This window comes from Pseudomonas sp. Pseusp15, from assembly GCF_059492165.1.
The window spans coordinates 5,300,696-5,326,956 of the sequence record NZ_CP168523.1; the positions used below are offsets into that span (position 1 = coordinate 5,300,696).

At 60.5% G+C, this 26,261-nt stretch carries 24 protein-coding genes; 12 read left to right on the forward strand and 12 right to left on the reverse strand.

The features are described from left to right. Positions 1 to 48 precede the first annotated feature (48 nt). From ACEN8R_RS23890 to ACEN8R_RS23905, 4 genes are all read right to left on the reverse strand, one after another. Positions 49 to 1,707, reverse strand: coding sequence for a Na/Pi cotransporter family protein (locus ACEN8R_RS23890; protein WP_018927292.1), 1,659 nt, complete (start codon positions 1,705 to 1,707; stop codon positions 49 to 51). Between the two features lie 211 nt (positions 1,708 to 1,918). Further along, a complete protein-coding gene (locus tag ACEN8R_RS23895; RefSeq protein ID WP_018927293.1) occupies positions 1,919 to 2,686 on the reverse strand; it encodes a TerC family protein in 768 nt (255 codons plus the stop codon). A gap of 82 nt (positions 2,687 to 2,768) precedes the next feature. After that, positions 2,769 to 4,076: a CitMHS family transporter gene (locus tag ACEN8R_RS23900; RefSeq protein WP_018927294.1), complete on the reverse strand. Its 1,308-nt coding sequence runs from the start codon at positions 4,074 to 4,076 to the stop codon at positions 2,769 to 2,771. A 393-nt stretch (positions 4,077 to 4,469) separates the two neighbouring features. Then, positions 4,470 to 4,796 (reverse strand): DOPA 4,5-dioxygenase family protein, encoded by a 327-nt coding sequence (locus ACEN8R_RS23905; protein WP_018927295.1) that lies wholly within the window; start codon positions 4,794 to 4,796, stop codon positions 4,470 to 4,472. Between the two features lie 83 nt (positions 4,797 to 4,879). On the opposite strand from ACEN8R_RS23905, the gene ACEN8R_RS23910 reads away from it, so the two are divergent. Further along, positions 4,880 to 5,545 carry an NAD(P)-dependent oxidoreductase gene (locus tag ACEN8R_RS23910; RefSeq protein WP_018927296.1) on the forward strand — a complete coding sequence of 222 codons (666 nt, stop codon included), beginning with the start codon at positions 4,880 to 4,882 and terminating at the stop codon, positions 5,543 to 5,545. 5 nt (positions 5,546 to 5,550) lie between these two features. Here the strand turns inward: ACEN8R_RS23910 and ACEN8R_RS23915 are convergent, their stop codons facing one another. After that, complete coding sequence (locus tag ACEN8R_RS23915; RefSeq protein WP_018927297.1) at positions 5,551 to 6,501, reverse strand: choline sulfate utilization transcriptional regulator; 951 nt, start codon at positions 6,499 to 6,501, stop codon at positions 5,551 to 5,553. Positions 6,502 to 6,615: 114 nt separating this feature from the next. Between ACEN8R_RS23915 and betC the strand changes: the two genes are divergently transcribed. The 3 genes from betC (at position 6,616) to ACEN8R_RS23930 (ending at position 10,850) form a co-directional block, all read left to right on the forward strand. Next, positions 6,616 to 8,130, forward strand: coding sequence for a choline-sulfatase (gene betC, locus ACEN8R_RS23920; RefSeq protein ID WP_018927298.1), 1,515 nt, complete (start codon positions 6,616 to 6,618; stop codon positions 8,128 to 8,130). Positions 8,131 to 8,146: 16 nt separating this feature from the next. After that, positions 8,147 to 9,079: a choline ABC transporter substrate-binding protein gene (gene choX / locus ACEN8R_RS23925; RefSeq protein WP_018927299.1), complete on the forward strand. Its 933-nt coding sequence runs from the start codon at positions 8,147 to 8,149 to the stop codon at positions 9,077 to 9,079. Positions 9,080 to 9,281: 202 nt separating this feature from the next. Continuing rightward, complete coding sequence (locus ACEN8R_RS23930; RefSeq protein ID WP_018927300.1) at positions 9,282 to 10,850, forward strand: SulP family inorganic anion transporter; 1,569 nt, start codon at positions 9,282 to 9,284, stop codon at positions 10,848 to 10,850. A gap of 61 nt (positions 10,851 to 10,911) precedes the next feature. Here ACEN8R_RS23930 and aroE read toward each other — a convergent pair whose 3' ends face one another. Both aroE and hemF read right to left on the reverse strand, forming a co-directional pair. Then, a complete protein-coding gene (gene aroE, locus ACEN8R_RS23935; RefSeq protein ID WP_018927301.1) occupies positions 10,912 to 11,733 on the reverse strand; it encodes a shikimate dehydrogenase in 822 nt (273 codons plus the stop codon). A gap of 13 nt (positions 11,734 to 11,746) precedes the next feature. Next, complete coding sequence (hemF, locus tag ACEN8R_RS23940) at positions 11,747 to 12,661, reverse strand: oxygen-dependent coproporphyrinogen oxidase (protein ID WP_018927302.1); 915 nt, start codon at positions 12,659 to 12,661, stop codon at positions 11,747 to 11,749. Positions 12,662 to 12,842: 181 nt separating this feature from the next. Here hemF and ACEN8R_RS23945 point away from each other — a divergent pair, with 181 nt between their 5' ends. Beyond that, the gene (locus ACEN8R_RS23945; RefSeq protein WP_086945248.1) at positions 12,843 to 13,820 is read left to right on the forward strand and encodes an NADPH:quinone reductase; all 978 of its coding nucleotides are present in this window, start codon (positions 12,843 to 12,845) and stop codon (positions 13,818 to 13,820) included. Positions 13,821 to 13,935: 115 nt separating this feature from the next. Here the strand turns inward: ACEN8R_RS23945 and tsaC are convergent, their stop codons facing one another. The 3 genes from tsaC to ACEN8R_RS23960 all read right to left on the reverse strand — a co-directional run bounded on the left by tsaC (position 13,936) and on the right by ACEN8R_RS23960 (position 16,761). After that, entirely contained in the window at positions 13,936 to 14,493 is a 558-nt protein-coding gene (gene tsaC, locus ACEN8R_RS23950) for an L-threonylcarbamoyladenylate synthase type 1 TsaC (RefSeq protein ID WP_018927304.1), read from the reverse strand. Positions 14,494 to 14,548: 55 nt separating this feature from the next. Then, positions 14,549 to 15,655, reverse strand: coding sequence for a DNA-processing protein DprA (gene dprA, locus ACEN8R_RS23955; protein ID WP_018927305.1), 1,107 nt, complete (start codon positions 15,653 to 15,655; stop codon positions 14,549 to 14,551). Between the two features lie 80 nt (positions 15,656 to 15,735). Further along, positions 15,736 to 16,761: a LysM peptidoglycan-binding domain-containing protein gene (locus ACEN8R_RS23960; protein ID WP_018927306.1), complete on the reverse strand. Its 1,026-nt coding sequence runs from the start codon at positions 16,759 to 16,761 to the stop codon at positions 15,736 to 15,738. Between the two features lie 169 nt (positions 16,762 to 16,930). Here ACEN8R_RS23960 and def point away from each other — a divergent pair, with 169 nt between their 5' ends. From def to ACEN8R_RS23985, 5 genes are all read left to right on the forward strand, one after another. Further along, positions 16,931 to 17,437 carry a peptide deformylase gene (gene def, locus ACEN8R_RS23965; protein WP_007941507.1) on the forward strand — a complete coding sequence of 169 codons (507 nt, stop codon included), beginning with the start codon at positions 16,931 to 16,933 and terminating at the stop codon, positions 17,435 to 17,437. 70 nt (positions 17,438 to 17,507) lie between these two features. Further along, positions 17,508 to 18,467, forward strand: a complete 960-nt coding sequence (gene fmt, locus ACEN8R_RS23970; RefSeq protein WP_018927307.1) for a methionyl-tRNA formyltransferase — start codon at positions 17,508 to 17,510, stop codon at positions 18,465 to 18,467. Further along, the gene (rsmB, locus tag ACEN8R_RS23975) at positions 18,464 to 19,774 is read left to right on the forward strand and encodes a 16S rRNA (cytosine(967)-C(5))-methyltransferase RsmB (protein WP_026286510.1); all 1,311 of its coding nucleotides are present in this window, start codon (positions 18,464 to 18,466) and stop codon (positions 19,772 to 19,774) included. Before fmt ends, rsmB begins: the two co-directional genes overlap by 4 nt. A gap of 22 nt (positions 19,775 to 19,796) precedes the next feature. After that, complete coding sequence (trkA, locus tag ACEN8R_RS23980) at positions 19,797 to 21,170, forward strand: Trk system potassium transporter TrkA (protein ID WP_018927309.1); 1,374 nt, start codon at positions 19,797 to 19,799, stop codon at positions 21,168 to 21,170. Between the two features lie 142 nt (positions 21,171 to 21,312). After that, positions 21,313 to 21,627 (forward strand): tetratricopeptide repeat protein, encoded by a 315-nt coding sequence (locus ACEN8R_RS23985; RefSeq protein WP_018927310.1) that lies wholly within the window; start codon positions 21,313 to 21,315, stop codon positions 21,625 to 21,627. 60 nt (positions 21,628 to 21,687) lie between these two features. Here ACEN8R_RS23985 and ACEN8R_RS23990 read toward each other — a convergent pair whose 3' ends face one another. Both ACEN8R_RS23990 and tag read right to left on the reverse strand, forming a co-directional pair. Beyond that, positions 21,688 to 22,575, reverse strand: a complete 888-nt coding sequence (locus ACEN8R_RS23990; protein WP_018927311.1) for a lysophospholipid acyltransferase — start codon at positions 22,573 to 22,575, stop codon at positions 21,688 to 21,690. A gap of 40 nt (positions 22,576 to 22,615) precedes the next feature. Continuing rightward, positions 22,616 to 23,173, reverse strand: coding sequence for a DNA-3-methyladenine glycosylase I (tag, locus tag ACEN8R_RS23995; protein WP_018927312.1), 558 nt, complete (start codon positions 23,171 to 23,173; stop codon positions 22,616 to 22,618). An 81-nt stretch (positions 23,174 to 23,254) separates the two neighbouring features. On the opposite strand from tag, the gene glyQ reads away from it, so the two are divergent. Both glyQ and glyS read left to right on the forward strand, forming a co-directional pair. Continuing rightward, the gene (glyQ, locus tag ACEN8R_RS24000) at positions 23,255 to 24,208 is read left to right on the forward strand and encodes a glycine--tRNA ligase subunit alpha (protein ID WP_003213601.1); all 954 of its coding nucleotides are present in this window, start codon (positions 23,255 to 23,257) and stop codon (positions 24,206 to 24,208) included. Next, the gene (gene glyS, locus ACEN8R_RS24005) at positions 24,205 to 26,259 is read left to right on the forward strand and encodes a glycine--tRNA ligase subunit beta (protein WP_018927313.1); all 2,055 of its coding nucleotides are present in this window, start codon (positions 24,205 to 24,207) and stop codon (positions 26,257 to 26,259) included. Before glyQ ends, glyS begins: the two co-directional genes overlap by 4 nt. Positions 26,260 to 26,261: the final 2 nt, after the last annotated feature.

Below are 26,261 nucleotides of genomic sequence, written 5' to 3' on the forward strand. Positions count from 1 at the left end.
TTCCGTACGACAGCGTAAGTACAACAGACTTCAGGCAACTGTGGACGTTCAGGGTGAATGAGTGATGTCAGCCAAATCGTCGACCGCCAGAGCACCGGTGTCCGAAGTGCCCAACACCGCATAGGCACTGCTGCAAAACAGCGAATTGAGGCGCCTCATATCAGCGATCAGCTCCAGATGCAGCGAACTGGTCTCGATGCTTTGCACAATCTTACGGTGCAAACGACTGACATGAGCGTGGGCCAGGCGGCGTTCCTGTGCGCGAAAGCGACGTTTCTCACGCAGTAACTGGCGAGCACTTTCCGGATCGGAACTGAGGAACACCGACAACCCCAGGCGCAGGTTGGCAATCAGCTGGCTGTGCAGGCCCGCCAATTCTTCCAGACCGACCTCGGAAAACGACCGCCGCTGCGCGGTTTTCTGCTGCTGAACCTTGCGCAGCATGCGTTCGATCAGGTCACTGGCCAGTTTCAGGTTAATCGCCAGCTCGATGGTTTCAGCCCACCGTTGGCTATCTTGTTCGCTGAGGTCTTCCCGAGGCATTTGCGCCAGATAGAGTTTGATCGCGCTGTAGAGCGCTTCGACATCATCGGTCAGGCGTCGGATTTCCTGGGTAACGGCGGTCTGTTTGCCACGCAGTACGGCGAGCATGGCTTCGAGCATGTTGTCGACCAGATCGCCGATGCGCAGGGTTTCCCGGGCGGCATTGGCCAGCGCCAGGCTAGGGGTCACCAAAGCCGTCGGGTCAAGGTGCCGCGGCTTGGCCGTGCCGTTGATGTCCGGCCGCTCCGGCAGCAGCCACGCACAGAGCCTGGCCATCAGCCCGACGCTGGGCAACAGGATCAGGCAGCGCGCGGTGTTGTAGAGCAGGTGGAAGCCGATGACCATTTCCTGAGCGCTGAAGTCGAAGCTGTCGATCCAGTGCACCAGTGGGTCAAGCACCGGAATAATCAGCAGCAGACCAATCAGTTTGTACAACAGGCTGCCCAGCGCCACCTGACGGCCGGCGGCGTTCTGCATGCTGGTGCTGAGGAAGGCGAGAACGCCGCTGCCGATGTTGGCGCCGATCACCAGGCCGATGGCCACGGGCAGGCTGATCACGCTGGCACCGGCGAGAGTCGCGGTCAGCAATACGGCGGCCAGGCTGGAGTATGAAATCATCGCGAACAGTGCACCGACCAGCGCATCGAGCAAGATATCGCCGGTCAGAGAGGCAAAAATCACCTTCACTCCCTGAGCATGAGTGATCGGCGTGGCGGCCTCGACGATCAGTTGCAGCGCCAGAATGATCAGCCCCAGACCGATGCTGACCCGCCCCATCTGCCCGACCCGGGTCTGCTTGCGCGACAGAAAGAAAATCACCCCGAGGAAGATCAGCAGCGGTGACAGCCACGACAGGTCGAGGGTCAGTACCCGCGCCATGAGTGCGGTACCGACGTCGGCACCGAGCATCGTCGCCAGGGCCGGGGTCAGCGCCATCAGGCCCTGACCGACAAACGAGGTGACGAGCATGGCGGTGGCGTTGCTGCTCTGGACCATGGCGGTCACCATGATCCCGGCGATAAACGCCAGCCAGCGCCTGGCCATGTTCTGGCCGATCACATGGCGCAAGTTGGAGCCATAAACCCGCAGGATGCCGGTTCGGACGATGTGCGTGCCCCAGATCAGCAAGGCCACGGCCGATAACAAATTGAGCAGGGTGAGCATACAGGCCCCCTGTGGTGGTAGCGCCCCAGCGGGGCAAGTTAACGATGCCGCGTTCTTCTACGTTCTGTACTTAAGCTGTAGTTGGCTAACGGTCTGGACGCCAGCATCGCATAGCTAAAGAAGCGATTGAAACAAAACTGTCATGAAAACAGTTTGATGCAGACATGACAAAGGGGCCCGAAGGCCCCTTTGTCACAGCAGGGTGTTCGGGTTACTGACCCGGAACATCCTTGCGCAGTTTCACCGGCTCTTGCTGTGTGCGTTTTTTCGCAATCGCGGTGCGCATCCTGATGTTGATCGCTTCCACTGCCAGCGAGAACGCCATGGCGAAGTAGACGTAGCCTTTCGGCACATGCACATCGAAGGATTCGGCAATCAGCACGGTACCGACGATCAACAGGAAAGACAGCGCCAGCATTTTCAGCGACGGGTGCTTGTCGATGAACTCGCTGATGGTGCCGGAAGCCCACATCATCACCAGCACTGCGACGATGATTGCCGCGACCATGACCGGTACGTGGGACACCATGCCAACGGCAGTGATGACGGAGTCCAGCGAGAACACGATGTCGATGATCGCGATCTGGATAATGGTGTAGAGGAAGTTACCGCCCTTGCCACTTGGCTCGTCGCTGGTTTCATCCTCGCCTTCCAGCGCGTGATACATCTCTTGCGAGCTTTTCCACAGCAGGAACAGACCACCGAAGAACAAGATCAGGTCACGCCCGGAAATACCCTGGCCGAACACTTCGAACAGGTCCGCGGTGAGACGCATGACCCAGGTGATCGACAGCAGCAACAGAATCCGGGTGACCATGGCCAGCGCCAGGCCGAAGATCCGGGTACGCGCCTGCATGTGTTTGGGCATGCGGCTGACCAGGATCGAGATCATGATAATGTTGTCGATGCCCAGGACGATCTCCAGGGCGGTCAGGGTGAAGAAGGCAACCCAGATTTCAGGGTTGGTCAGCCATTCCATGTGTATTCCTTTGAGGATGTGTTTAAACCACGAAGGGCCCAGGCTTCAAACAAAGCCTGGACCCCTCATGGCGAGTCTTGGCTTATAGCGTGCTGAACAGTGGAAATATCCCCATCAGCAAGGCTGCCACCAGTATGCACAGGCAAACCAGCACCGCCCACTTCAGGGTGAACCGCTGATGGTCACCGAATTCGATACCGGCCAGGGCCACCAACAGGTAGGTCGATGGTACCAGCGGGCTCAGCAAGTGGACGGGCTGACCGACGATCGAGGCACGTGCCATTTCTACCGCGGTTATACCGTAATGACTGGCGGCTTCAGCAAGCACTGGCAACACGCCGTAATAAAATGCGTCGTTCGACATGAAGAACGTGAACGGCATGCTCACCAGCGCGGTGATCACGGCGAGGTACGGGCCGAGGAAATCCGGGATGACTGCCAGCAGGCTCTTGGACATGGCGTCGACCATGCCGGTGCCCGTCAGGATACCGGTGAAGATACCCGCGGCAAAGATCAACCCGACCACCGCCAACACGCTACCGGCGTGGGCCGCAACGCGGTCCTTCTGCTGTTGCAGGCAAGGATAGTTGACGATCATCGCGATACTGAACGCCACCATGAACAGCACTGGCAGCGGCAACAGGCCGGCGATCAAGGTGCCCATCAGTGCCAGGGTCAGCGCGCCGTTGAACCAGATCAGCTTTGGACGACGGGCGTCCGGGAACTGCGAAACGCTGATTTCGCTGTGGTCGATTTCATCACCGACCAGATGCAATTCACCCAGACGCGCACGCTCGCGTTTACCGTAGACATAGGCAATCGCCAGAATCGCCACCACACCGGCCAGCATCGCCGGAATCATCGGTACGAAGATCGCGGACGGGTCCACATGCAGCGCACTGGCCGCACGAGCGGTCGGACCGCCCCAAGGGGTCATGTTCATCACGCCACCGGCGAGGATGATCAGACCGGCCATGATCCGCGGGCTCATGCCGATGCGGCTGTAGAGCGGCAGCATGGCGGCCACGCAGATCATGTAAGTGGTGGCGCCATCACCGTCCATGGACACGATCAGCGCCAGCACCGCGGTACCGACCGACACCTTCAACGGGTCGCCCTTGACCAGTTTGAGGATCTTGCGCACGGCCGGGTCAAACAGGCCGGAGTCGATCATCAGGGCGAAGTAAAGGATGGCGAACATCAGCATCACGCCGGTCGGCGCAAGCTTGGTGATGCCTTCGAGCATCATCGGGCCGATCTTCGGCGAGAAACCGCCGAACAGGGCGAAGATGATCGGGATGATAATCAGGGCGATCAGCGCGGACAGGCGCTTGGTCATGATCAGGAACATGAACGTGATGACCATGGCAAAGCCAAGGAAAGTCAGCATAGGAATACTCCAGGCGTAGCGCGGCTAGGGAATGGGCGAACCGATGAGGTCAGCGCAGAACGGGAAGCACGAAACGTACGGGCGGAGGTGCAGCGAAGAGGCGGATAGGAGCGGACATCAGAATCACCATTGTTGTTGTTAAATGGGCCGGGCGGGCAATGAAACACTCGCGTTGGCCAACCGGTCTGTTGCCGGCAGTGAGGCGATCCTAATCGGGGAAGCTTTCAGCCAGCTTTCGCGGATGAAAGCATTGACCGAATGTACGACCGGTCGTCGGCCGGGTTGAAAGTCTGTAGATGTGGGTCAGGAGCAAGACATTGGCGACCCCATGCAGGATATCGCCCACTGCCATTGCTCGATTTGCCGTCCGGCGAGGCCGAAGAACAACTCTGATCAGAAAACAGACAGGTCCAGCGGCCGGATCGCACCCATCCAGATCGCGTGTTCGGTGTGGTCGAGCAGATCGTTGCCGGTATCCGGGTGCAGGAACACCACCAACCCCTTGCGATTGAGCGCCAGCCACGGCAATACCTCGCCAAGATGTTGCGGCTCGAAGGCCAATTGGCAGCTCCAGTCCGGGTGCGGGCCAACCAGGCGTTCATGCACGCGGCCCATCTTCAGTGGAAACAATTGTGCGGCCTGCTCACACAAGGCCCGGGCCTGCGGGAGAGTATTGGCGTCGAAATAGACATGGGCGTGGTAGCCCTTGATCTGTTGCATCTGAAACCCCTTTGAACCTGGTCGAACCCACACCGTTCCCCACAGGTCTTACTTTATATAGGCAGGACGTTCGGAGCACAGCCATGAAAAATGCCGAAACCCCGGTAGTGAAGGTAGTGCTTTATGGTGCCATGAGTAGCCTGGGCAGTGCGCTGATGGCGGAAATGCTGCGGCGCCAACATGAAGTGATCGCGATTCTCGATGACCTGACGGCACTCGCGCCACGCCCCGGATTGCGCACCAAGGCCGGCAATCTGTTCGATGCCAAACGGGTCAAGCAAAGCGTGGCCGGCTGTTCGGCGGTGATCTGCCTGCTGGATGCGCCGGGGTTGCCGATGAACAGCGAACACATCGAAAAATCCATCGTGCCTGGCCCGGTCGAGCAGGTGCTGGCAGTGGATGCACTGATTGACGGCATGCAGGCCGCGGGTATCGCTCGGTTGTTTGTGGTGGGTGATTTCGAGGTGCTGGACGATCCGGAGATAGAAGACGAACTGCAACGCCACGCCGCAGAAGAAATCCGCGAGGCACTGCAAAGCAGCCCATTGCACTGGACCCTGGTGAATGCCCCACGCGGCGTACCAGGACTGTCCATCGAGCATTTCAGTCACGTCAGCACGAGCCTGGAACCCGGCCTGGCCGAACCGCTGGAACGGCTGAACCGAGTTGCCGTCGGGATTGCCGATGAGTTATGGCTGAATTTGCATGTCGGTCAGCATGTGAATTTTGTCGCGACTTCGGAACCGTAAAGCCCTCATACCGCAATCGATGGCAAAGGAAGGCCATTAAGCGATTGCGCACTGCTGGCCTGTTCCGCCATCAACCAATCCACAAATGTTTGAATCAACGCCCCGCGCCGTTTGCGCTGGGGCAGGACCACGTAATAACCCAGCCTGGAAATCACTGTCTCGGCAATCGGTCGACACAACAGACCTTGCGCCAGCAAGTTATCCACAAGGTGCCGCCAACCGATCGCAACGCCCTGGCCGCCAATCGCCGCTTGAATCAGCAAGGTGTAATTGTCGAAGCGCAGTTGCCCCGGCGCTGGCGCCGACGTGATCCCCAGTTCGCGAAACACGCCGCTCCAGTCGAACCAGTTGCTGCTGTGTTCGCCACGCAGGTGCAACAGCGGAAACTCCAGCAATGACTGAGCCGGCAAGGGCAGGGGACGATCCTTCAAAAGCAGCGGGCTGCACACCGGAAACACTTCTTCACTGAACAACCAATGGCTCTCGCCTTGCTTGAACCGGCCATCGCCGAACAGCACCGCCACATCGATATCAGTGCGCAGCATGTTGTGGCTGCGCTCACTGGTAACCAGGCTGACGTCCACTTGAGGATGGGCGGTATGGAAGCGGTGCAGCCGTGGCATCAGCCAGTACGCGGCGAAGGCGAAGTCGGTGGCCACCTGCAACACTTCGTGTTGCTGCTGTGCACTGATCGCGCTCAATCCGGCGTCGATATTCTGTAAACCGAGCTGAACTTGCTCAAACAGAATCGCGCCAGCCTCGGTCAGTTCGATACCGCGATAAATGCGGTCAAACAATCGTGTAGCGAGCTGCTCCTCCAATCGTTTGATCTGCTGACTGATGGCCGGTTGCGTGGTGCCGAGCTCCACTGCAGCGGCAGTGAAACTGCGCTGGCGGGCCGCGGCTTCAAAGGCGCGCAACAGGTCCAGAGACAAATCACCGAGGGCGTCATACATAAGCTGTGCTTATCCTAGTCATTGCCTGGCGTGGGCTTTACCACAAGTTCCATGGGTTGCATGCTCGATCACAGCACTCTCGCATAAATATCCACTATGGAATGCCGCGATCACATGAAGCGCAAAAATATTCTTTTCATCATGGCCGATCAAATGGCCGCGCCAATGTTGCCGTTCTACGGCCCTTCGCCCATCAAACTGCCGAATCTGAGCCGCCTCGCCGCCGAAGGCGTGGTGTTCGACGCCGCGTACTGCAACAGCCCGCTCTGCGCACCGTCACGTTTCACCCTGGTCAGCGGTCAGTTGCCGAGCAAGATCGGCGCTTACGACAACGCGGCCGATTTCCCCGCCGACGTTCCGACCTATGCCCACTACCTGCGGCGCCTCGGTTACCGCACCGCGCTGTCGGGCAAAATGCACTTCTGCGGTCCGGACCAGTTGCACGGCTATGAAGAACGCCTGACCAGTGACATCTACCCGGCCGACTACGGTTGGGCGGTGAACTGGGACGAGCCGGACGTGCGGCCGACCTGGTACCACAACATGTCGTCGGTGCTGCAAGCCGGGCCCTGCGTGCGCACCAATCAGCTGGATTTCGACGAAGAGGTGGTGTTCAAGGCCCAGCAATACCTGTTCGATCACATCCGCGAGGATGGCGATCAGCCGTTCTGCCTGACCGTGTCGATGACGCACCCACACGACCCGTACACGATTCCCAAGGCGTTCTGGGATCTGTACGACGACGCCGACATCCCTTTGCCGGAAACACCCGCACAGGATGAACTCGATCCTCACTCCCAGCGCCTGCTCAAAGTCTATGACCTGTGGGACAAGCCACTGCCTGTGGATAAGATTCGCGACGCGCGCCGTGCCTACTTCGGGGCGTGCAGCTATATCGACAGCAACGTCGGTAAACTCCTGCAAACACTCGAGGAAACCGGGCTGATCGATGACACCATCATCGTGTTCTCCGGTGACCACGGCGACATGCTCGGCGAGCGCGGCCTCTGGTACAAGATGCACTGGTACGAAATGGCCGCCCGCGTACCGCTGCTGATCAGTGCGCCGGGGCAATTCGGCGCCGGACGGGTCAGCGCAGCGGTATCCACCGCCGACCTGCTGCCGACCTTTGTGGAACTGGCCGGTGGCTCATTGGAGCCAGGCCTGCCGCTGGACGGCCGCTCGCTGGTTTCACACCTGCAAGGGCAGGGCGGTCACGACGAGGTGTTCGGTGAATACATGGCCGAAGGCACCATCAGCCCGTTGATGATGATTCGTCGCGGCGCCTACAAATTCATCTACAGCGAAGACGACCCTTGCCTGCTCTTCGATGTGCATAACGACCCGAGTGAAGAGGAAGAACTCAGCCATTCGCCGCAACATCGTCAGCTGTTCGAGGATTTTCTCGCCGAAGCACGGGCCAAATGGAATATCCCGGCGATCCACCAACAGGTGCTCGCCAGTCAGCGACGCCGGCGTTTCGTCGCCGACGCCCTGACCATCGGCAAGCTGAAGAGCTGGGACTACCAGCCGCTGGTAGATGCCAGTCAGCAGTACATGCGCAACCACATCGACCTCGACGATCTGGAGCGTAAAGCCCGTTATCCACAACCCTGCCAAAACCAATAATGTTAAGGGGACGTCCATGCAAAAGTTATCCACAGTACTGACAGTCGGGCTTCTGGCTCTGGGCAGCACCTCGGCCTACGCCGAGCAAAGCTGCGAAACGGTGAAGATGGCCGACCCTGGCTGGAGCGACATCGCCGCCACCAACGCCATCACCGGGTTTCTGCTGGACGGCATGGGCTACAAGGCCAAGGTCGACACGCTGGCGGTGCCGATCACCTTTGGCGGTCTGAAGGATGGCCAGGTGGACGTCTTCCTCGGCAACTGGATGCCGGCGCAGCAAGGCTTTTACGACAAGTTCGTGGCCAACGGCGATGTCACGCAGCTGGCGAAGAACCTCGACGGCACCGAGTTCACCCTGGCGGTCCCGGATTACGTCTGGGACGCGGGTGTGCATAACTTTGATGACTTGAACAAGTACGCCGAGCTACACCCCAAAGAAGTCGACAAGAAGATCTATGGCATCGGCTCCGGCGCCCCGGCGAACATTTCGCTGCAAGAGATCATCAAGAAGAATGACTTCGAGATGGGCCAGTGGAAACTGATCGAGTCCAGCGAGCAGGCGATGCTGGCCGAAGTATCCCGCGCGGTGAAGAAACAGAAGTTCGTGACCTTCCTCGGCTGGACGCCACACCCGATGAACGTGCAGTTGAAAATGCATTATCTGAAGGGTGGCGAGAAGTACTTCGGTGACACCGGCAGTGTTTATACACTGACCCGCAAAGGTTATGCACAGGCCTGCCCGAACGTCGGCAAACTGCTCACCAACCTGAGTTTTACTCAGGAAATGGAGAACAGCATCATGGCCGAAGTGGTGAACAAGAAGGTCAGCAACGCCGACGCGGCCAAGGCGTGGATCAAGGCCAATCCGGTGGTGCTGGATAAATGGCTGGAGGGCGTGAAGACCGTGGACGGCAAGGATGCTCTGCCGGCGGTCAAAGCCAAGTTGTAAGGTTCCCCTGTGGCGAGGGAGCTTGCTCCCGCTGGAGGGCGTAGCACTCCCATTTCGGCAAACCCGGTTTATCAACCTCACCGAGTTGTCCGGATTTGCGACTGCTGCGTAGCCGAGCGGGAGCAAGCTCCCTCGCCACAATGATCTGCCCACTACGAGCCAATGCTTTACCCTGACGATTTACCCCGTACCGAGAGGTCCCATGGCCTTCCCCAGCCGCCATTCACTCTTTCCCTTCCTGACCTGGTTGCCCCGGCAAACCCGCGCCAGCGTCGGTCGTGACCTGATCGTCGGCCTGAGCGGTGCGATTCTCGCGTTGCCACAATCCATTGCCTACGCCCTGATCGCCGGCCTCCCACCGGAATATGGCCTGTACGCCGCCATCATCCCGGTGCTGATTGCCTGCCTCTGGGGTTCGTCGTGGCATTTGATCTGCGGCCCTACGGCGGCCATTTCCATCGTCCTGTATGCCAGCGTCAGTCCTCTGGCCGTCCCTGCATCGCAGGACTACGTCACGTTGATCCTGCTTCTGACTTTCCTTGCGGGCATTTTCCAGTGGTTACTGGGTTTGCTGCGGTTCGGTGCCCTGGTGAATTTCGTCTCTCACTCGGTGGTGCTGGGCTTCACCCTCGGCGCGGCGGTGGTGATTGCCATCGGGCAGCTGCCGAACCTGCTGGGGCTGGATGTGCCCAACCAGGCCACGGCGCTCAACAGCTTGATGACGCTGCTCAATCATCTCGGCGAAGTAGACAAACCCTCGCTGCTGCTGGGCCTGGCCACAGTCGCAGTTGGCATCGTGCTGAAACTGCTGGTGCCACGCTGGCCGACGCTGCTGATCGCTCTGGCCCTGAGCGGTTTGCTGGTATGGCTGTGGCCAGCGATGTTCGGTCATGTGAAGCTGGTCAGCGCGTTTGTCGGGCGGCTGCCGCCCTTCAGCTCGGTGCCGCTGGATCTGGACCTGATATTGCGCCTGCTGCCCAGTGCGGTGGCGGTCGGCATGCTCGGGCTGGTGACGAGCCTGTCGATTGCCCGCTCCCTGTCGGCCCGCTCGCAGCAGTTGCTCGATGCCAATCAGGAAGTTCGCGCCCAGGGTTTCTCGAACATGGTCGGGGCGTTTTTTTCCGGTTCGCTGTCCGCCGGTTCCTTCACTCGCTCGGGCCTGAGCTACGATGCCGGCGCCTGTTCACCGCTGGCCGGGGTTTTTTCGGCGCTGTGGGTGGCTCTGTTCGCGATCTTCGGTGCGGCATTGATTGCGCACATCCCGATCCCGGCCATGGCTGGCAGCATCCTTTTGATCGCTTGGGGATTGGTGGATCATCGCGGCATTCGTGCCTTGTTGCGGGTCAGCCATGCCGAATTCCTGGTCATGGCGCTGACCTGTGTCGCCACCCTGTTGCTCGAGTTGCAGACGGCGATCTACGCCGGGGTGCTGGCGTCACTGTTCTTCTACCTCAAACGCACCTCACAGCCACGGGTGCAGCACTGGCGCAATGGTGACGAAGACATCCTGAGGGTCGGCGGCTCGATCTTTTTCGGCGCCAGCCATTACCTGCAAGTGCGCCTGCAACGGATGCAAGGCCCGCGAGTGGTGATCGAAGCACAGCAGATCAACTTCATCGACTACTCGGGCGTGGAAATGCTGCACCAGGAAGCACGACGGCTGCTGCGTCAGGATCGCAGCCTGACTCTGCGGCAGGCACGGCCGCAAGTGGTGGAGGAATTGAGGAAGCTGGAAGGCGCGGAGAAATGCCCGATCCGGTTTGAGGACTAAACGCCACTGTTTTGACAAACAGATAACCTGTGGCGAGGGAGCTTGCTCCCTCGCCACAGAACTACAGCGCCAGTTGCCGGCGAAGTTCGGCCAGCACCGGCGCCGTATCCGGGCGCACACCGCGCCACAGATAGAAAGCTTCCGCCGCCTGCTCGGCCAACATGCCCAAGCCATCCATCGACACGCCAGCCCCATGTTCACTGGCCCAACGGCAGAACGAGGTTGGGTCCTTGCCGTACATCATGTCGTAGCAAACCGTCTTGCCCGGTTCGATCAAACTGCCGGCAATCGGCGGTACATCGCCGGACAAACTGGCGGATGTGGCGTTGATGATCAGGTCCACCGGCTCGCGCAGCCAGTCGAAACCGCTGGCCGACACCGGCCCCAGATCGGCAAACAATTGCGCCAGCAATTCGGCTTTTTCCACGGTGCGGTTGGCAATGATCACCGACGCCGGTTGCTCCGCCAGCAGCGGCTCCAGCGCGCCGCGCACCGCACCACCGGCCCCCAGCAGCAGGATGCGTTTGCCCGCGAGGCTGAATCCGGCGTTGACCGTCAGGTCCCGCACCAGCCCGGCACCATCGGTGTTGTCGCCCAGCAGACTGCCATCAGCCAGTTTGCTCAGGGTATTCACCGCGCCGGCCCGTTGCGCCCGCTGGGTCAAGCTGTTCGCCAGGCGATAGGCGTCTTCCTTGAACGGCACTGTCACATTCGCCCCACGGCCTTCGCGGAAAAACTCCAACGCACAGCCGGAAAAATCGTCGAGAGGTGCCAGCAAGGTGCTGTAGTCCAATTTCTGCCCGGTCTGCTCGGCGAACAGACGGTGGATCAGCGGCGACTTGCTGTGGCCGATCGGGTTACCGAATACGACATAACGGTCCATCAGAATTCCTCGTTCAGGCCTTGGCCAACCAATCGCGGTCTTGCAGGAAGTATTCGGTCAGGCGTGCTTCTTCACTGCCCGGCTCGGCCTTCCAGTCGTAGGCCCAGCGTACTTGCGGCGGCAGCGACATCAGAATCGACTCGGTACGCCCGCCCGATTGCAGGCCGAACAGCGTGCCGCGGTCATAGACCAGGTTGAATTCAACGTAACGACCACGGCGAAACTCCTGGAACTCACGCTGTTTGGCGGTGAACGCATCATTCTTGCGACGTTGCACGATCGGCAGGTACGCGTCGATGAACGCATCGCCGATGGCGCGCATGAAAGCGAAGCTGGTATCGAAGTCCCACTCGTTCAAGTCATCGAAAAACAGGCCGCCGATGCCCCGTGGCTCATGGCGATGCTTGATGTGGAAGTAGCTGTCGCACCAAGCCTTGTAGCGCGGGTAAACGTCCGGGCCAAACGGCGCGCAGGCCTGTTCGGCGACGCGGTGCCAATGCACGCAATCTTCTTCATTGCCGTAATAAGGGGTCAGGTCGAAGCCTCCACCGAACCACCAGACCGGCTCTTCACCTTCTTTTTCGGCGATGAAAAAGCGCACATTGGCGTGAGACGTCGGCACATGGGGGTTATGCGGGTGAATCACCAACGACACGCCCAAGGCTTCGAAGCCTCGACCGGCCAATTCCGGCCTATGAGCACTGGCGGACGGTGGGAGACCGCTGCCAAACACGTGGGAATAGTTGACGCCGCCCTTTTCGATGACTGCGCCGTTCTCAATCACCCGGGTGCGACCACCGCCGCCGGCAGGCCGGGTCCAGGCGTCTTCGACGAAACGCGCGCCGCCGTCTTCGGCTTCCAGGGCAGCGCAAATACGGTCTTGCAGGTCGAGCAGGTAGGCTTTTACGGCCTCGGTGCGGGTAGTCATGGCATCACCTTGAATCGGGCAAAGCTACGCGGCGCTCCATCAGAGCGGGGGGCCGGCGCAAATGGGTCCGTAGCATAACATCGCAGGCGAGCCTGCCGCAGTTGACGAAGATCAAGCTTGGGAGTTCGATAGGGCGCTTGGCGCTACGACTCTAGAAGCCAAAGACCTAAGGAGAGAGCAGATGGCAAAGCGTATCCAGTTCCGCGTCCATGGCGGCCCCGAAGTGCTCGAATACGTGGATTACCAACCCGCCGAGCCCGGCCCGCAACAGGTACGCGTGACCAACAAGGCCATTGGCCTGAACTTTATCGACACCTATTACCGCAGCGGCCTTTATGCGCCGCCAGCCCTGCCATCGGGCCTGGGCGCCGAAGGCGCGGGCGTGGTCGACGCAGTCGGTAGCGAAGTCACCCGCTTCAAGGTTGGCGATCGCGTGGCTTATGGCAGTGGCCCGTTGGGCGCCTACAGCGACGCGCATGTCTTGCCGGAAGCCAACCTGGTGCACCTGCCGGACGCCATCAGCTTCGAACAAGCCGCCGGCGTGATGCTCAAAGGCCTGACCGTGCAGTACTTGCTGCGTCAGACCTATGAACTCAAGGGTGGCGAAACCATCCTGTTTCACGCCGCGGCCGGCGGCGTCGGATCGCTTGCCTGCCAATGGGCCAAGGCCCTGGGGGTGAAGCTGATCGGCACGGTCAGTTCAGCGGAAAAAGCCGCCCTGGCGAAAGCCAATGGTGCCTGGGCGACCATCGATTACAGCCATGAGAACGTCGCACAACGCGTGCTGGAACTGACTGACGGTAAAAAAGTCCCGGTGGTGTACGACGGTGTAGGCAAAGATACCTGGCTGACATCGCTCGACAGCGTTGCGCCTCGGGGGTTGGTGGTGAGCTTTGGTAATGCTTCAGGCGCAGTAGACGGGGTGAATCTGGGGATTCTCGCGGCCAAGGGTTCGCTGTACGTGACCCGGCCGACGCTGGCGACCTACGCCAACAATGCTGAAAACCTGCAACGCATGGCTGATGAACTGTTCGAGATGATCATCAGCGGCAAGCTGAAGGTGGACATCAGCCAGCGGTATCCACTGGCTGATGCAGCGAAGGCGCAGACTGAGTTGTCGGCGCGCCGTACGACTGGTTCAACGATTCTGTTGCCTTGAGGGCCTCTTCGCGGGCAAGCCTCGCTCCTACAGGATTTGTGTCGTTCACACGATCACGGAACGACATTGATCCCTGTAGGAGCGAGGCTTGCCCGCGAAGAACGATGACGCGGTCTCAATCCGGGCGCACCACATGCCCCGTCGCCAGATCGCGAATCACACTCGGATTCTTGCGCCCGCCCAGATTGCCACCGAGTACATAATCAACCTGCCCCCGGAAATACTGCTCCACGCGAATCCGCGTCCGTGCCGCCGGTCGGCCCTGAGGGTTCGCCGAGGTCGACACCAGCGGGCCGACCACCGCACACAAGTCCCGCACCAGAGGGTGGTCGCTGACCCGCAACGCCACCGTTTCATGCACACCGGTAATCCACTGGGGCAACAGATTCTGATGCGGCACCAACCAGGTGTTGGGGCCCGGCCAGGTGCTGGCCATGCGGTCCATCCACAACTCCGGGAAGTCTTCGAACAGGAAGTCGAACTGACGAATATTGTCGGCCACCAGAATCAGGCCCTTATCCACAGATCGGCCCTTGATCATCAGCAGACGATCCACCGCCTCTTCGTTCCACGGGTCGCAACCCAGTCCCCAGACGGCTTCCGTTGGGTAGGCAATGACCGCCCCGGCGCGAATTTCTCGTGCGGCTTGTTGCACACGCCAACTGTTAACCATGAAAAAACTCTCCGGAATAAGGCTCTGCGCAGTTTACCGATCTTCCTTATAAAACCTAGTTTACCCGCGCAAACCATCGACCGCTCTCACAGACCGCCCGGCCATCCATCTCCAGCTCCGTCAGCGCTGCCAGCACTTTCGACAAGGCCCAGCCGCTGGTGACCGCCAGGGCTTCGCTGGTATGAGGCGCCGCGTGGAGCAACATGAGCAGTGGATGAGTTACCGTCGTTTGCGGCGTTTCTGTGGATAACGGCAGCCGTTGCCAGCCGCGCAAGGCCTCAAGGATGTGTTCGATGGTTTCCACCAGCACCGCACCGTCGCGGATCAACTGATGGCAACCCTTTGCGCCAGGGTGGTGAATCGAACCTGGAATCGCATACACCTCACGCCCCTGTTCCGCCGCCAGCCTCGCGGTAATCAATGAACCGCTGGCAATACTTGCCTCGACCACCAACACACCAAGGGACAAACCGCTGATGATTCGATTGCGCCGGGGGAAGTTGCCCGGGGAAGGCCCGGCGTCCAGCGGGAACTCCGAAAGTACCGCGCTTCCCGAGGCGATCATGGCGTCCGCCAGTCGTCGATTGCGCTGTGGATAAAAATTTTCAAGTCCCGTGCCAAGCACCCCTACCGTTTGCCCGCCAACGTCCAGAGCCGCCTGATGCGCGGCGGCATCGATGCCCAGGGCCAGACCGCTGGTGATGACAAAACCGGCGCCGGCCAGACTGCGGGAAAACGCACTGGCGGTATCCATGCCCGGTCGCGATGCGCGACGGCTGCCGACCATCGCCAACTGCGGTTTTTCCAGAATGCCCGGATCGCCCGCGACGAATAATAGCGGCGGCGCATCACTGATTTGCGCCAGCAGCGCGGGGTAGTCAGGTTGGTCCCACATCAGTAAATGCTGGCCCGGACGCTCTAGCCAGGCCAATGCGTGGCTGGCGCCATCACGAATTTCACTGCAGCGCCGGGCCTCCGCGCAAGCGAGGGGCAGGCCCAACGCGCGCCAGGCACTGGCGGGTGCGCTGATGGCTTTGGAGGCAGAACCGAAAGCCTCCAGCAACTTCTTGAAACGTGCCGGACCGAGTTCAGGCAAAAGGTGCAGGCGTAAACGGGCTTCCAGTTCCGCAGGGGAAACGGACGTACAGGCAGACAGCGACATGGATCATCCTTGATCGTTATAAGGTCCCGTCGAATCGGGAATAAACTGTGGATAACTCTGTTGGTAACTTGTGAGCAGGCTTAAGGATTTCGCACCTTGTCCATCACCGCCAAGGAGCGCGATGCGTTGAGCACCAGCCCGTAGCTGAGCTTGTCGTAGGTGCGGAATACCATCAGCAGGCCGGCCCGTTCGTCGGGGATTTTCAAGGGCTGACCGGTGATCCGGTCGCGCACGGTTTCGCCGGTTTTCATCACCACCAGCACATTGCCCTCGGCCAGGCCATCGCGCTGCCCCTTGTTCAGCGTGACGACATCCAGCGCGCCAATCTGGGTGACCCCACGCGGCACATCGATGATCAGGCCATTGATGTCGGTGCTTGGCGCACTGGGCATGAAGGTCGAATTGATCGAGCGCTCTTCGCCGCTGAACAACCGGTCGCCGAGTCGCACCTCCTGAGTGGTGCGTTGCAGGGCCAGGGTGGCGACGTCACCTTCAGTGGCAATGATCTCGCCGCCACCGATGTCGTCGGCGTTGATCCCCAGGAACTCCTTGCTCTGTGGATCGGTGTAGACCTTGCCCTGACGAAAGATGCCGTAGACCGGTTGTGCCGGATCGAAATGGCCACGCGCGAAGATTCGATCGCCGGTGCCGCTGAGTACCCGTTCGGCATCTCCGGCAACGATGTAGGGCGCCTTGTCGAAATCCTCGACCTTGTCGACGATGCGATTGCTCAACAGAAAACTGTTGATCGACTTCAGCGGAATGCTCGGGATGGCGTCGGCCACCGGCGAACTGCGGACTCGTGGCGACAGCTTGATAGTGCCCCGGGAAGCGCCGCGGTTGAGGGTCAGGCGTGGCTGACCGTTGACGTAGACCAGCGACAGCGTATCGCCGGGATAGATGAGATTGGGGTTTTCAATCTGTGGATTGGCTTGCCAAAGCTGCGGCCACTGCCACGGCTCACGCAGGTATTTGCCGGAAATGTCCCAGAGTGTGTCCCCTGCCACCACGGTGTATTGCTGTGGAAAACCTTCCCTGAGTTGCACTTGCCCATGCGCAAAACCGGCCGAGGCCAGAAGGAGCAAGGCGAGTAGTGATTTCCTCATGCGGTGAATCCCTTTATTATGTACGTTCGCGTGAAACGCCAGAGCCCTCGTGGCTCGCCTCCGGCTCATTATTGAAAAGCCGGAAGCTACGTTCACAACGGTAGCCTGCATCTTCGGACTCGCCAGGCCATCGACCCGACTTTACCTCACACGTGCAGCAATTAAGCTTATGGCCATTTTAGACATCCTCGAATTCCCCGATTCGCGCCTGCGCACTATCGCCAAACCAGTGGCCGTAGTGGACGACGAAGTGCGTCAGTTGGTCGATGACATGTTTGAAACAATGTATGAAGCGCCAGGCATCGGCCTCGCCGCTACCCAGGTCAACGTGCACAAACGTATCGTCGTGATGGACCTCTCCGAAGACCGCAGTGAACCGCGGGTGTTCATCAACCCCGAGTTCGAAACCCTGACCGACGAGATGGGTCAGTACCAGGAAGGCTGCCTCTCGGTGCCGGGCTTCTACGAAAACGTCGATCGCCCGCAAAAGGTCAAGATCAAGGCCCTGGACCGCGACGGCCAGCCTTACGAACTGATCGCCGAAGGCTTGCTCGCCGTGTGCATCCAGCATGAATGCGACCACCTCAACGGCAAGTTGTTCGTCGATTACCTGTCCACGCTCAAACGCGACCGGATCAAGAAGAAACTGGAAAAGCTCCACCGCCAGAACGCTTGATGCCCTTCTTTCAAAGGCTTGCCGCGGCAAGCCTTTTTCTTTTCAAGATGCTTTGCAATTGAGAGCTTCCATGACTGAGCCACTGCGCATTGTCTTTGCCGGCACCCCGGAATTCGCCGCCGAACACCTCAAGGCCCTGCTGGGCAGTCCTTACGAGATCGTTGCGGTCTACACCCAACCGGACCGTCCGGCGGGCCGTGGACAGAAGCTGATGCCAAGCCCGGTCAAGCAATTGGCTCTGGAGCACAACATCCCGGTGTTGCAACCGCCAACCCTGCGCAACGAAGACGCTCAGGCGGAACTGGCCGCGCTGAAACCGGATTTGATGGTGGTGGTCGCCTACGGCCTGATCCTGCCGCAAGTGGTGCTGGATATCCCACGCCTGGGTTGCATCAACAGCCACGCCTCCTTGCTGCCACGCTGGCGCGGTGCGGCGCCGATCCAGCGTGCCGTTGAAGCGGGCGACAGCGAAAGCGGCGTGACCGTGATGCGCATGGAAGCCGGCCTCGATACCGGGCCGATGCTGCTCAAGGTCACCACGCCGATCAGCGCCGAAGACACCGGCGGCAGCCTCCACGATCGCCTCGCAGAGATGGGCCCACCGGCCGTGATCCAGGCGATTGCCGGCCTGGCTGCGGGCACACTGGAAGGCGAAGTGCAGGACGACAGCCTCGCCACCTACGCACACAAATTGAACAAGGACGAAGCGCGCATCGACTGGAACCGCCCGGCGGTTGAGCTGGAGCGTCTGGTTCGCGCCTTCAATCCATGGCCGATCTGCCACAGCACGCTGAACGGCGAAGCGCTGAAAGTGTTGGCCGCAAGCCTGGCCGAAGGGCAGGGCGCACCGGGGAAAATCCTCAGCGCCAGCAAGGACGGCTTGATCGTCGCCTGCGGTGAACAGGCGCTGTGCCTGACCCGTCTGCAATTACCCGGCGGCAAGGCACTGAACTTCAGCGACTTGTTCAACAGCCGTCGTGAGAAATTTGCCGTCGGCACCGTCCTCGGTCAAACGGCAGACGCTCAATGAACCCACGTCTGGCCGCCGCCAAGGCACTTGCTGCAGTCCTTAACGGAAAAGCCTCACTCAACAGTTCTCTGCCGACACAAATGGACAAGGTCGAAGACCGCGATCGCGGCTTCACCCAGGACCTGGCGTTCGGCACGGCTCGCTGGCAGCCGCGTTTGTCGGCGTTGGCGGCCAAGCTGCTGCAAAAGCCGTTCAAGGCGGCTGATGCCGATGTCGAGGCGCTGTTGCTGGTGGGGCTTTATCAACTGCTCTATACCCGCGTCCCGGCTCACGCCGCCATCGGCGAAACCGTCGGTTGCGCCGATAAACTGAAAAAGCCGTGGGCCAAAGCCTTGCTCAACGCCGTACTGCGCCGTGCCCAACGGGAAAACGAAGCGCTGCTGGCCGAGCTGGAACGCGACCCGGTGGTGCGCACCGCCCACCCGCGCTGGCTGCAAAAATCCCTCAAGGCCTTCTGGCCTGAACAATGGGAAGCCATTTGCGCAGCGAACAACGCACATCCGCCAATGATTCTGCGGGTCAACCGTCGTCATCACACTCGCGACGCTTACCTTGGCTTGCTGAGTGACGCTGGCGTGGCCGCCAAGCCCTGCATTTATAGTCGCGACGGCATCATTCTCGATGCTGCTGCCGACGTGCGCAGCCTGCCGGGTTTCGCCGAAGGCTGGATCAGCGTGCAGGACGAAGCCGCTCAATTGGCCGCCGATCTGCTGGACCTCGCGCCGGGCCAACGAGTGCTGGACGCCTGCTGCGCACCGGGCGGCAAGACCTGCCACATCCTTGAGGCCGAGCCCAAACTGGCCGGCGTGGTGGCTGTGGATCTGGAAGCCAAGCGTCTGGTGCGGGTGCGGGAAAACCTCGCACGCCTGGGCCTGAGCGCAGAATTGATTGCCGCCGACGGTCGCGACACCGCCACCTGGTGGGACGGCAAACCGTTCCAGCGCATTCTGCTCGACGCGCCATGCTCGGCCACCGGGGTGATCCGCCGTCACCCGGATATCAAACTGACCCGCCAACCCGACGACATCGCCGCACTGGCGGTGCTTCAGGGCGAACTGCTCGACGCCATGTGGATAACTCTGGAGGTGGGCGGCATTCTGCTTTACGCCACCTGCTCCACGCTGCCGACCGAAAACACCGAAGTCATCGAAGCGTTCCTCGCCCGCACGCCAGGCGCCCGTGAACTGGACCTCGCCACGGCCGCCGGCATCAAGCAGCCCCATGGTCGCCAGTTGCTGGCCCAGGAAGGCGGCCACGACGGGTTCTACTACGCCAAGCTGATCAAGATTGCCGCCGCGCGCGGTTAACCGGGTTTAAGGGAGTGACTGGATGAAGATCATCATCCTCGGCGCAGGGCAGGTCGGCGGTTCGCTGGCAGAACACTTGGCCAGCGAGGCCAACGACATCACCGTGGTCGACACCGATGGCGAACGCCTGCGCGACCTTGGCGATCGGCTGGACATCCGCACCGTGCAGGGTCGCGGTTCGCTGCCAACCGTACTGCGGCAGGCTGGTGCCGACGACGCTGACATGCTGGTGGCCGTGACCAACAGTGACGAAACCAACATGGTCGCCTGTCAGGTCGCCCACACCCTGTTCCACACCCCCACCAAGATCGCCCGGGTCCGCGAAGCCGCGTACCTGACCCGTGCCGAACTGTTCGACAACGAAGCGATTCCGGTCGACGTGCTGATCAGTCCGGAGCAAGTAGTCACCAATTACATCAAGCGCCTGATCCAGCATCCGGGCGCGTTGCAGGTGATCGACTTCGCCGAAGGCAAGGCGCAGCTGGTGGCGGTCAAGGCGTACTACGGCGGGCCGCTGGTGGGCCAGCAATTGCGCCAGTTACGCGAACACATGCCGAATGTCGAAACCCGCGTCGCGGCGATTTTCCGTCGTGACCGGCCGATCCTGCCCCAAGGCGATACGGTGATCGAGGCTGACGACGAAGTGTTTTTCATCGCCGCCAAAGCGAACATTCGCGCAGTGATGAGCGAAATGCGCCGCCTCGATGAAAGCTACAAACGCATCGTCATCGCCGGTGGCGGGCAGATCGGTGAACGCCTGGCCGAGGCCATCGAAAGCCGTTACCAGGTGAAGATCATCGAGATGAACCCGGCCCGCTGCCGCTACCTCTCGGACAACCTCGACAGCACCGTGGTGTTGCAGGGCAGTGCTTCAGACCGGGATCTGTTGCTGGAAGAGAACATCGCCGACGCCGATATTTTCCTCGCCCTGACCAACGATGATGAAGCCAATATCATGTCTTCGCTGCTGGCCAAGCGCCTGGGCGCGAAGAAGGTGATGACGATCATCAACAACCCGGCCTACGTCGACCTGATCCAGGGCGGCGACATCGACATCGCCATCAGTCCGCAACTGGCGACCATCGGCACCTTGCTGGCCCACGTCCGGCGCGGCGATATTGTCAGCGTGCACTCACTGCGCAGGGGCGCGGCGGAAGCCATCGAGGCGATTGCCCACGGCGATGCGAAGTCGAGCAAAGTGATCGGCAAGGCCATCGAAAACATCGGCCTGCCACCGGGCACCACCATCGGCGCGATCATCCGCGATGAAGAAGTGATCATCGCCCACGACGACACCGTGATCGAAACCGGCGACCATGTGATTCTGTTCCTTGTGGATAAGAAGCATATTCGGGATGTGGAGAAGCTGTTCCATGTGGGGTTGAGCTTCTTCTGATCCGAAGGCCTCTTCGCGGGCAAGCCTCGCTCCTACAGGTTTGAGCCGTCCAGCTATTATGCGAACGACTGAACCGTGTAGGAGCGAGGCTTGCCCGCGAAGGCGATTTCGAACTCCCCCAAAAAACCAGAGGTGCCACCCAATGATCGAATCCCTGGAAAAAATGCTCGCCAAGGGTGTGGATAACTCATTGCTGCGCTTCGGCCTGGGCAAGGGTTATCTGGATCTTGGGGAAAACGCCAAGGCCGCAGAGCATTTCCAGCGCTGCGTCGAGTTCGATCCGAAGTATTCGGCAGCCTGGAAGCTCTTGGGCAAGGCCCATCTGGCGCTGGCGGATTACGCGGCGGCGCGACAGGCCTGGGAGCAGGGTCTGGAAGCTGCCCGCGCCCATGGCGACAAACAGGCAGAGAAGGAGATGACGGTGTTTCTGAAAAAGCTTGAACGTCAGGCGCACTGATCAGCGGTAACGCAGGCCAAGATCAATAGATCGCAGCCTGCGGAGTTATCCACAGCAACCTCAATACCAGCGTTCTTCACCCGGCGGACGCTTCTTGAAGCGCTTCATGCTCCACATGTACTGGCTCGGATAAGCCCGCACGTAGCGCTCGACTACCTGGCTCATGGCCGCGCAGGAGGTTTCGGTATCGGTGCTGTACATGGCCTCTGGCGCGGCTTCGAGAATCACTTTGTAACCCGAACCGTCCGGCAGCCGCAGGGCATGCAGGAACACGCCGACCGCTTTGCCACCGGCGAGCATGTTCGGCACGAATTTGCTGGTCAGGGCCTGAGTGGCGAAGAACGGCACGAAGATCCCGGCGGATTCGGCCGGTTCCGGGTCAGCCGGAATGCCTACCGCGCCCCCCTTGCGCACTTCCTTGATCACGCTGAGGATGCCTTCCTTGGTGGAAGCCGCCACGCGGTTACCCAATTGCACCCGCTGCTTGCGCAGCAACTCATCCACCGCCTTCAGTTTTGGCGGACGGTAGAAAATGATCGGTTTGCACTGGCTGCAATAGAAGTGGTTCAACACTTCCCAGTTGCCCAAGTGGCTGGTGATGCCAACCACGCCTTTACCGGACGCCAACGCCTCTTTCAAAACGTCGAGGCCTTCGACTTCGCGCACCAGTTCAATGGAACGCTGGGCCGGCCAGATCCACGCGCAGGCGCTTTCAGTCAGAGACTTGCCGATGTCTTTCAGGCTTTGACCCACCAGACGCTCACGCTCGGCCGGGTCCATCTGCGGAAAGCACTTGGCGAGGTTGATCCGCACCACGTCGCGGGAACGGTTGGGGGTTTTCCACATGATCCAGCCAATCGCCGAACCCACCGCCTGCACTGCCCGCCATGGCAGTAGGGCAAACAGCCGCAGAGCGCCTACCAGCAAGGCGCCTTTAAACTTATCCACAGGTCACTCCTGATCTTGTGCTGTGCGCGAGGCGGCTATTCTAACCGCCGTTCGTCAACGTGGCGTAGCGATCGCAATCCAGGGTGTGGTCCATGACCATGCCTGAAGCCTGCATCAGCGCGTAACAAATGGTCGGGCCGACGAACGTGAAGCCGGCTTTTTTCAGGCCTTTACTCATCTCGATGGCGGCCGGTGTCACCGCCGGCACTTCACTGCGATCCTTGAAATGATTGATCACCGGCGTGCCGCCGACGAACGACCAGAGAAACGCCACCGGGTCTTCCAGCTCCAGCCAGGCCTGGGCATTGCGCCGGGCTGCGTTGAGTTTGAGACGATTGCGAATGATCCCCGGATCGAGCATCAGTTCATCGATTTCCGCATCGCTCATCTGCGCCACGCGCTGCACGTCGAAGCCGAACAGCACCTCGCGATAACGCTCTCGCTTGCGCAATACAGTGATCCAGGAAAGCCCGGCCTGGAACCCTTCGAGCAAAAGCAACTCGAACAATCCCTGCGCATCGCGTAGCGGCGTGCCCCACTCCTGATCGTGATAAGCCATGTACAGCGGATCTTCGGTACACCAAAAGCAGCGTGGCATAAGGCTCCAGGGGGCGTGCGCAGGACCGAATCGGGTATACTCCCGCTCTTTAAATCGCAGCCCAAGAAACAGGTGAATTTCGTGAGCCAGCCTACGCCAGCCGTGCGTACCTTCCAAGACTTGATCCTCGCCCTCCAGCAATACTGGGCCGAGCAAGGTTGTGTGGTACTTCAGCCCTACGATATGGAAGTAGGCGCCGGCACTTTCCACACTGCCACGTTCCTGCGCGCCATTGGCCCGGAAACCTGGAACGCCGCTTATGTGCAGCCCAGTCGTCGCCCGACTGACGGCCGCTACGGTGAAAACCCGAACCGTCTGCAGCACTACTATCAGTTCCAGGTAGTGCTGAAGCCGAACCCGGACAACTTCCAGGAACTGTACCTGGGCTCCCTCAAGCACGTGGGTCTGGACCCGCTGGTGCATGACATCCGTTTCGTCGAAGACAACTGGGAGTCGCCAACGCTGGGCGCCTGGGGTCTGGGCTGGGAAGTCTGGCTCAACGGCATGGAAGTGACGCAGTTCACTTACTTCCAGCAAGCGGGCGGCATCGAGTGCTACCCGGTGACGGGCGAGATCACTTACGGTCTGGAGCGTCTGGCCATGTACCTGCAAGGCGTGGACTCGGTCTACGACCTGGTCTGGGCTGACGGTCCGTTCGGCAAGGTGACCTACGGCGACGTGTTCCACCAGAACGAAGTGGAGCAGTCGACCTACAACTTCGAACACGCCAACGTCGAGAAGCTGTTCGAACTGTTCGACTTCTATGAAAGCGAAGCCAAGCGCCTGATCGAACTCGACCAGCCGCTGCCGTTGCCGAGCTACGAAATGGTGTTGAAGGCTTCCCACACCTTCAACCTGCTGGATGCGCGCCGGGCGATCTCGGTGACCGCGCGTCAGCAATACATTCTGCGTGTACGCACCCTGGCGCGTTCCGTTGCGCAAGCCTATCTGCTGGCTCGCGCCAAGCTCGGCTTCCCGATGGCGACCCCGGATCTGCGTGATGAAGTACTGGCCAAGCTGGAGGCTGCACAATGAGTGCTCAAGATTTTCTGGTTGAACTGGGCACCGAAGAACTGCCACCCAAAGCCCTGAACACCCTGGCCGAGGCATTCCTGGCCGGTATCGACAAAGGCCTGCAAGCCGCTGGCCTGAACTACGAGAGCAAAACCGTCTACGCCGCGCCGCGTCGTCTGGCCGTGCTGATTACCGCGCTGGCGACCCAGCAGCCTGATCGCAGCATCAACCTCGACGGCCCACCACGTCAGGCTGCGTTCGATGCCGAAGGCAACCCGACTCAAGCGGCCCTGGGCTTCGCCAAGAAGTGCGGCGTCGAGCTGAGCGAAATCGATCAGAGCGGCCCGAAGCTGCGCTACAGCCAAAGCATCGCCGGCAAGCCGACCGCGAGCCTGATGCCGACCATCGTCGAAGATTCCCTGAACGACCTGCCGATCCCCAAGCGCATGCGCTGGGGTGCCCGCAAGGAAGAATTCGTTCGTCCGACCCAATGGTTGGTGATGCTGCTCGGTGACCACGTCATCGACTGCACCATCCTCGCCCAGAAGGCCGGCCGCGATTCCCGTGGTCACCGCTTCCACCACCCTGAAAGCGTGCGCATCACCTCGCCGGCCAACTACCTGAACGATCTGCGAGCTGCTTATGTACTGGCCGATGCCAACGAGCGTCGCGAGCTGATCAGCAAGCGCACCGAAGAACTGGCGACGATGCAGGAAGGTACGGCCATCGTGCCGCCAAACCTGCTCGACGAAGTGACCGCGCTGGTTGAATGGCCGGTGCCGCTGGTGTGCTCGTTCGAAGAACGTTTCCTCGACGTGCCGCAAGAAGCGCTGATCACCACCATGCAGGACAATCAGAAGTACTTCTGCCTGCTGGATGCCGACGGCAAGTTGCTGCCTCGTTTCATTACCGTGGCCAACATCGAAAGCAAGGATCCACAGCAGATCATCGCCGGTAACGAAAAAGTGGTTCGCCCACGCCTGACCGACGCCGAGTTCTTCTTCAAGCAAGACAAGAAGCAAAAACTCGAAGAGTTCAATCTGCGTCTGCAAAACGTGGTGTTCCAGGAAAAACTCGGCAGCGTCTACGACAAGGCCGAGCGCGTGTCGAAGCTGGCGGCCTACATCGCCGCTCGCATCGGCGGCAATGCTTCCTGGGCGGCGCGTGCCGGCCTGCTGTCCAAGTGCGACCTGGCGACCGAGATGGTCGGTGAGTTCCCGGAGATGCAAGGTGTCGCCGGTTACTACTACGCCCTCAACGACGGCGAGCCGGAAGACGTCGCCCTGGCGCTGAACGAGCAGTACATGCCGCGCGGTGCCGGCGCTGAACTGCCTACCACCCTGACCGGTGCGGCCGTGGCCATTGCCGACAAGCTCGACACCCTGGTGGGCATTTTCGGTATCGGCATGCTGCCGACCGGCAGCAAAGACCCGTATGCCCTGCGCCGCGCCGCGCTGGGTGTGTTGCGGATCCTGATCGACAAGAAGCTCGACCTCGACCTGAACGACGCCGTGGCCTTCGCCGTGAATGCGTTCGGTGCCAAGGTCAAGGCTGCCGGCCTTAATGATGCCGTGCTGGAGTTCATCTTCGACCGTCTGCGTGCCCGTTACGAAGACGAAGGCGTGGACGTCGCGACCTACCTGTCGGTACGTGCCCTGAAGCCGGGTTCGGCCCTGGACTTCGACCAGCGTGTACAAGCGGTAGAAGCGTTCCGCAAATTGCCGGAAGCCGCTGCCCTGGCCGCCGTGAACAAGCGCGTGTCGAACCTGCTGAGCAAAGTCGAAGGCTCCGTGCCGACGGTCGTTGAAGCCAAGTACTTCGACAACGCCAACGAGTTCTCGCTGTATTCGGCGATCCAGCAGGCAGACCAGGCTGTGCAGCCAATGGCCGCTGCCCGTCAGTACAGCGAATCGCTGGCGCGTCTGGCCGCATTGCGCGAACCAGTGGATGCGTTCTTCGAAGCCGTGATGGTCAACGCCGAAGACGCCAAGGTGCGAGCCAACCGCTATGCGCTGCTGGCGCGTCTGCGTGGGTTGTTCCTCGGCGTCGCCGACATTTCGTTGCTGGGCTGAGG

Bases quoted from the DNA above. Each gene is read 5' to 3' on its own strand.
- ACEN8R_RS23890 (WP_018927292.1), bottom strand. From the start codon at position 1,707: ATGCTCACCCTGCTCAATTTGTTATCGGCCGTGGCCTTGCTGATCTGG.
- ACEN8R_RS23895 (WP_018927293.1), bottom strand. From the start codon at position 2,686: ATGGAATGGCTGACCAACCCTGAAATCTGGGTTGCCTTCTTCACCCTG.
- ACEN8R_RS23900 (WP_018927294.1), bottom strand. From the start codon at position 4,076: ATGCTGACTTTCCTTGGCTTTGCCATGGTCATCACGTTCATGTTCCTG.
- ACEN8R_RS23905 (WP_018927295.1), bottom strand. From the start codon at position 4,796: ATGCAACAGATCAAGGGCTACCACGCCCATGTCTATTTCGACGCCAAT.
- ACEN8R_RS23910 (WP_018927296.1), top strand. From the start codon at position 4,880: ATGAAAAATGCCGAAACCCCGGTAGTGAAGGTAGTGCTTTATGGTGCC.
- ACEN8R_RS23915 (WP_018927297.1), bottom strand. From the start codon at position 6,501: ATGTATGACGCCCTCGGTGATTTGTCTCTGGACCTGTTGCGCGCCTTT.
- betC (WP_018927298.1), top strand. From the start codon at position 6,616: ATGAAGCGCAAAAATATTCTTTTCATCATGGCCGATCAAATGGCCGCG.
- choX (WP_018927299.1), top strand. From the start codon at position 8,147: ATGCAAAAGTTATCCACAGTACTGACAGTCGGGCTTCTGGCTCTGGGC.
- ACEN8R_RS23930 (WP_018927300.1), top strand. From the start codon at position 9,282: ATGGCCTTCCCCAGCCGCCATTCACTCTTTCCCTTCCTGACCTGGTTG.
- aroE (WP_018927301.1), bottom strand. From the start codon at position 11,733: ATGGACCGTTATGTCGTATTCGGTAACCCGATCGGCCACAGCAAGTCG.
- hemF (WP_018927302.1), bottom strand. From the start codon at position 12,661: ATGACTACCCGCACCGAGGCCGTAAAAGCCTACCTGCTCGACCTGCAA.
- ACEN8R_RS23945 (WP_086945248.1), top strand. From the start codon at position 12,843: ATGGCAAAGCGTATCCAGTTCCGCGTCCATGGCGGCCCCGAAGTGCTC.
- tsaC (WP_018927304.1), bottom strand. From the start codon at position 14,493: ATGGTTAACAGTTGGCGTGTGCAACAAGCCGCACGAGAAATTCGCGCC.
- dprA (WP_018927305.1), bottom strand. From the start codon at position 15,655: ATGTCGCTGTCTGCCTGTACGTCCGTTTCCCCTGCGGAACTGGAAGCC.
- ACEN8R_RS23960 (WP_018927306.1), bottom strand. From the start codon at position 16,761: ATGAGGAAATCACTACTCGCCTTGCTCCTTCTGGCCTCGGCCGGTTTT.
- def (WP_007941507.1), top strand. From the start codon at position 16,931: ATGGCCATTTTAGACATCCTCGAATTCCCCGATTCGCGCCTGCGCACT.
- fmt (WP_018927307.1), top strand. From the start codon at position 17,508: ATGACTGAGCCACTGCGCATTGTCTTTGCCGGCACCCCGGAATTCGCC.
- rsmB (WP_026286510.1), top strand. From the start codon at position 18,464: ATGAACCCACGTCTGGCCGCCGCCAAGGCACTTGCTGCAGTCCTTAAC.
- trkA (WP_018927309.1), top strand. From the start codon at position 19,797: ATGAAGATCATCATCCTCGGCGCAGGGCAGGTCGGCGGTTCGCTGGCA.
- ACEN8R_RS23985 (WP_018927310.1), top strand. From the start codon at position 21,313: ATGATCGAATCCCTGGAAAAAATGCTCGCCAAGGGTGTGGATAACTCA.
- tag (WP_018927312.1), bottom strand. From the start codon at position 23,173: ATGCCACGCTGCTTTTGGTGTACCGAAGATCCGCTGTACATGGCTTAT.
- glyS (WP_018927313.1), top strand. From the start codon at position 24,205: ATGAGTGCTCAAGATTTTCTGGTTGAACTGGGCACCGAAGAACTGCCA.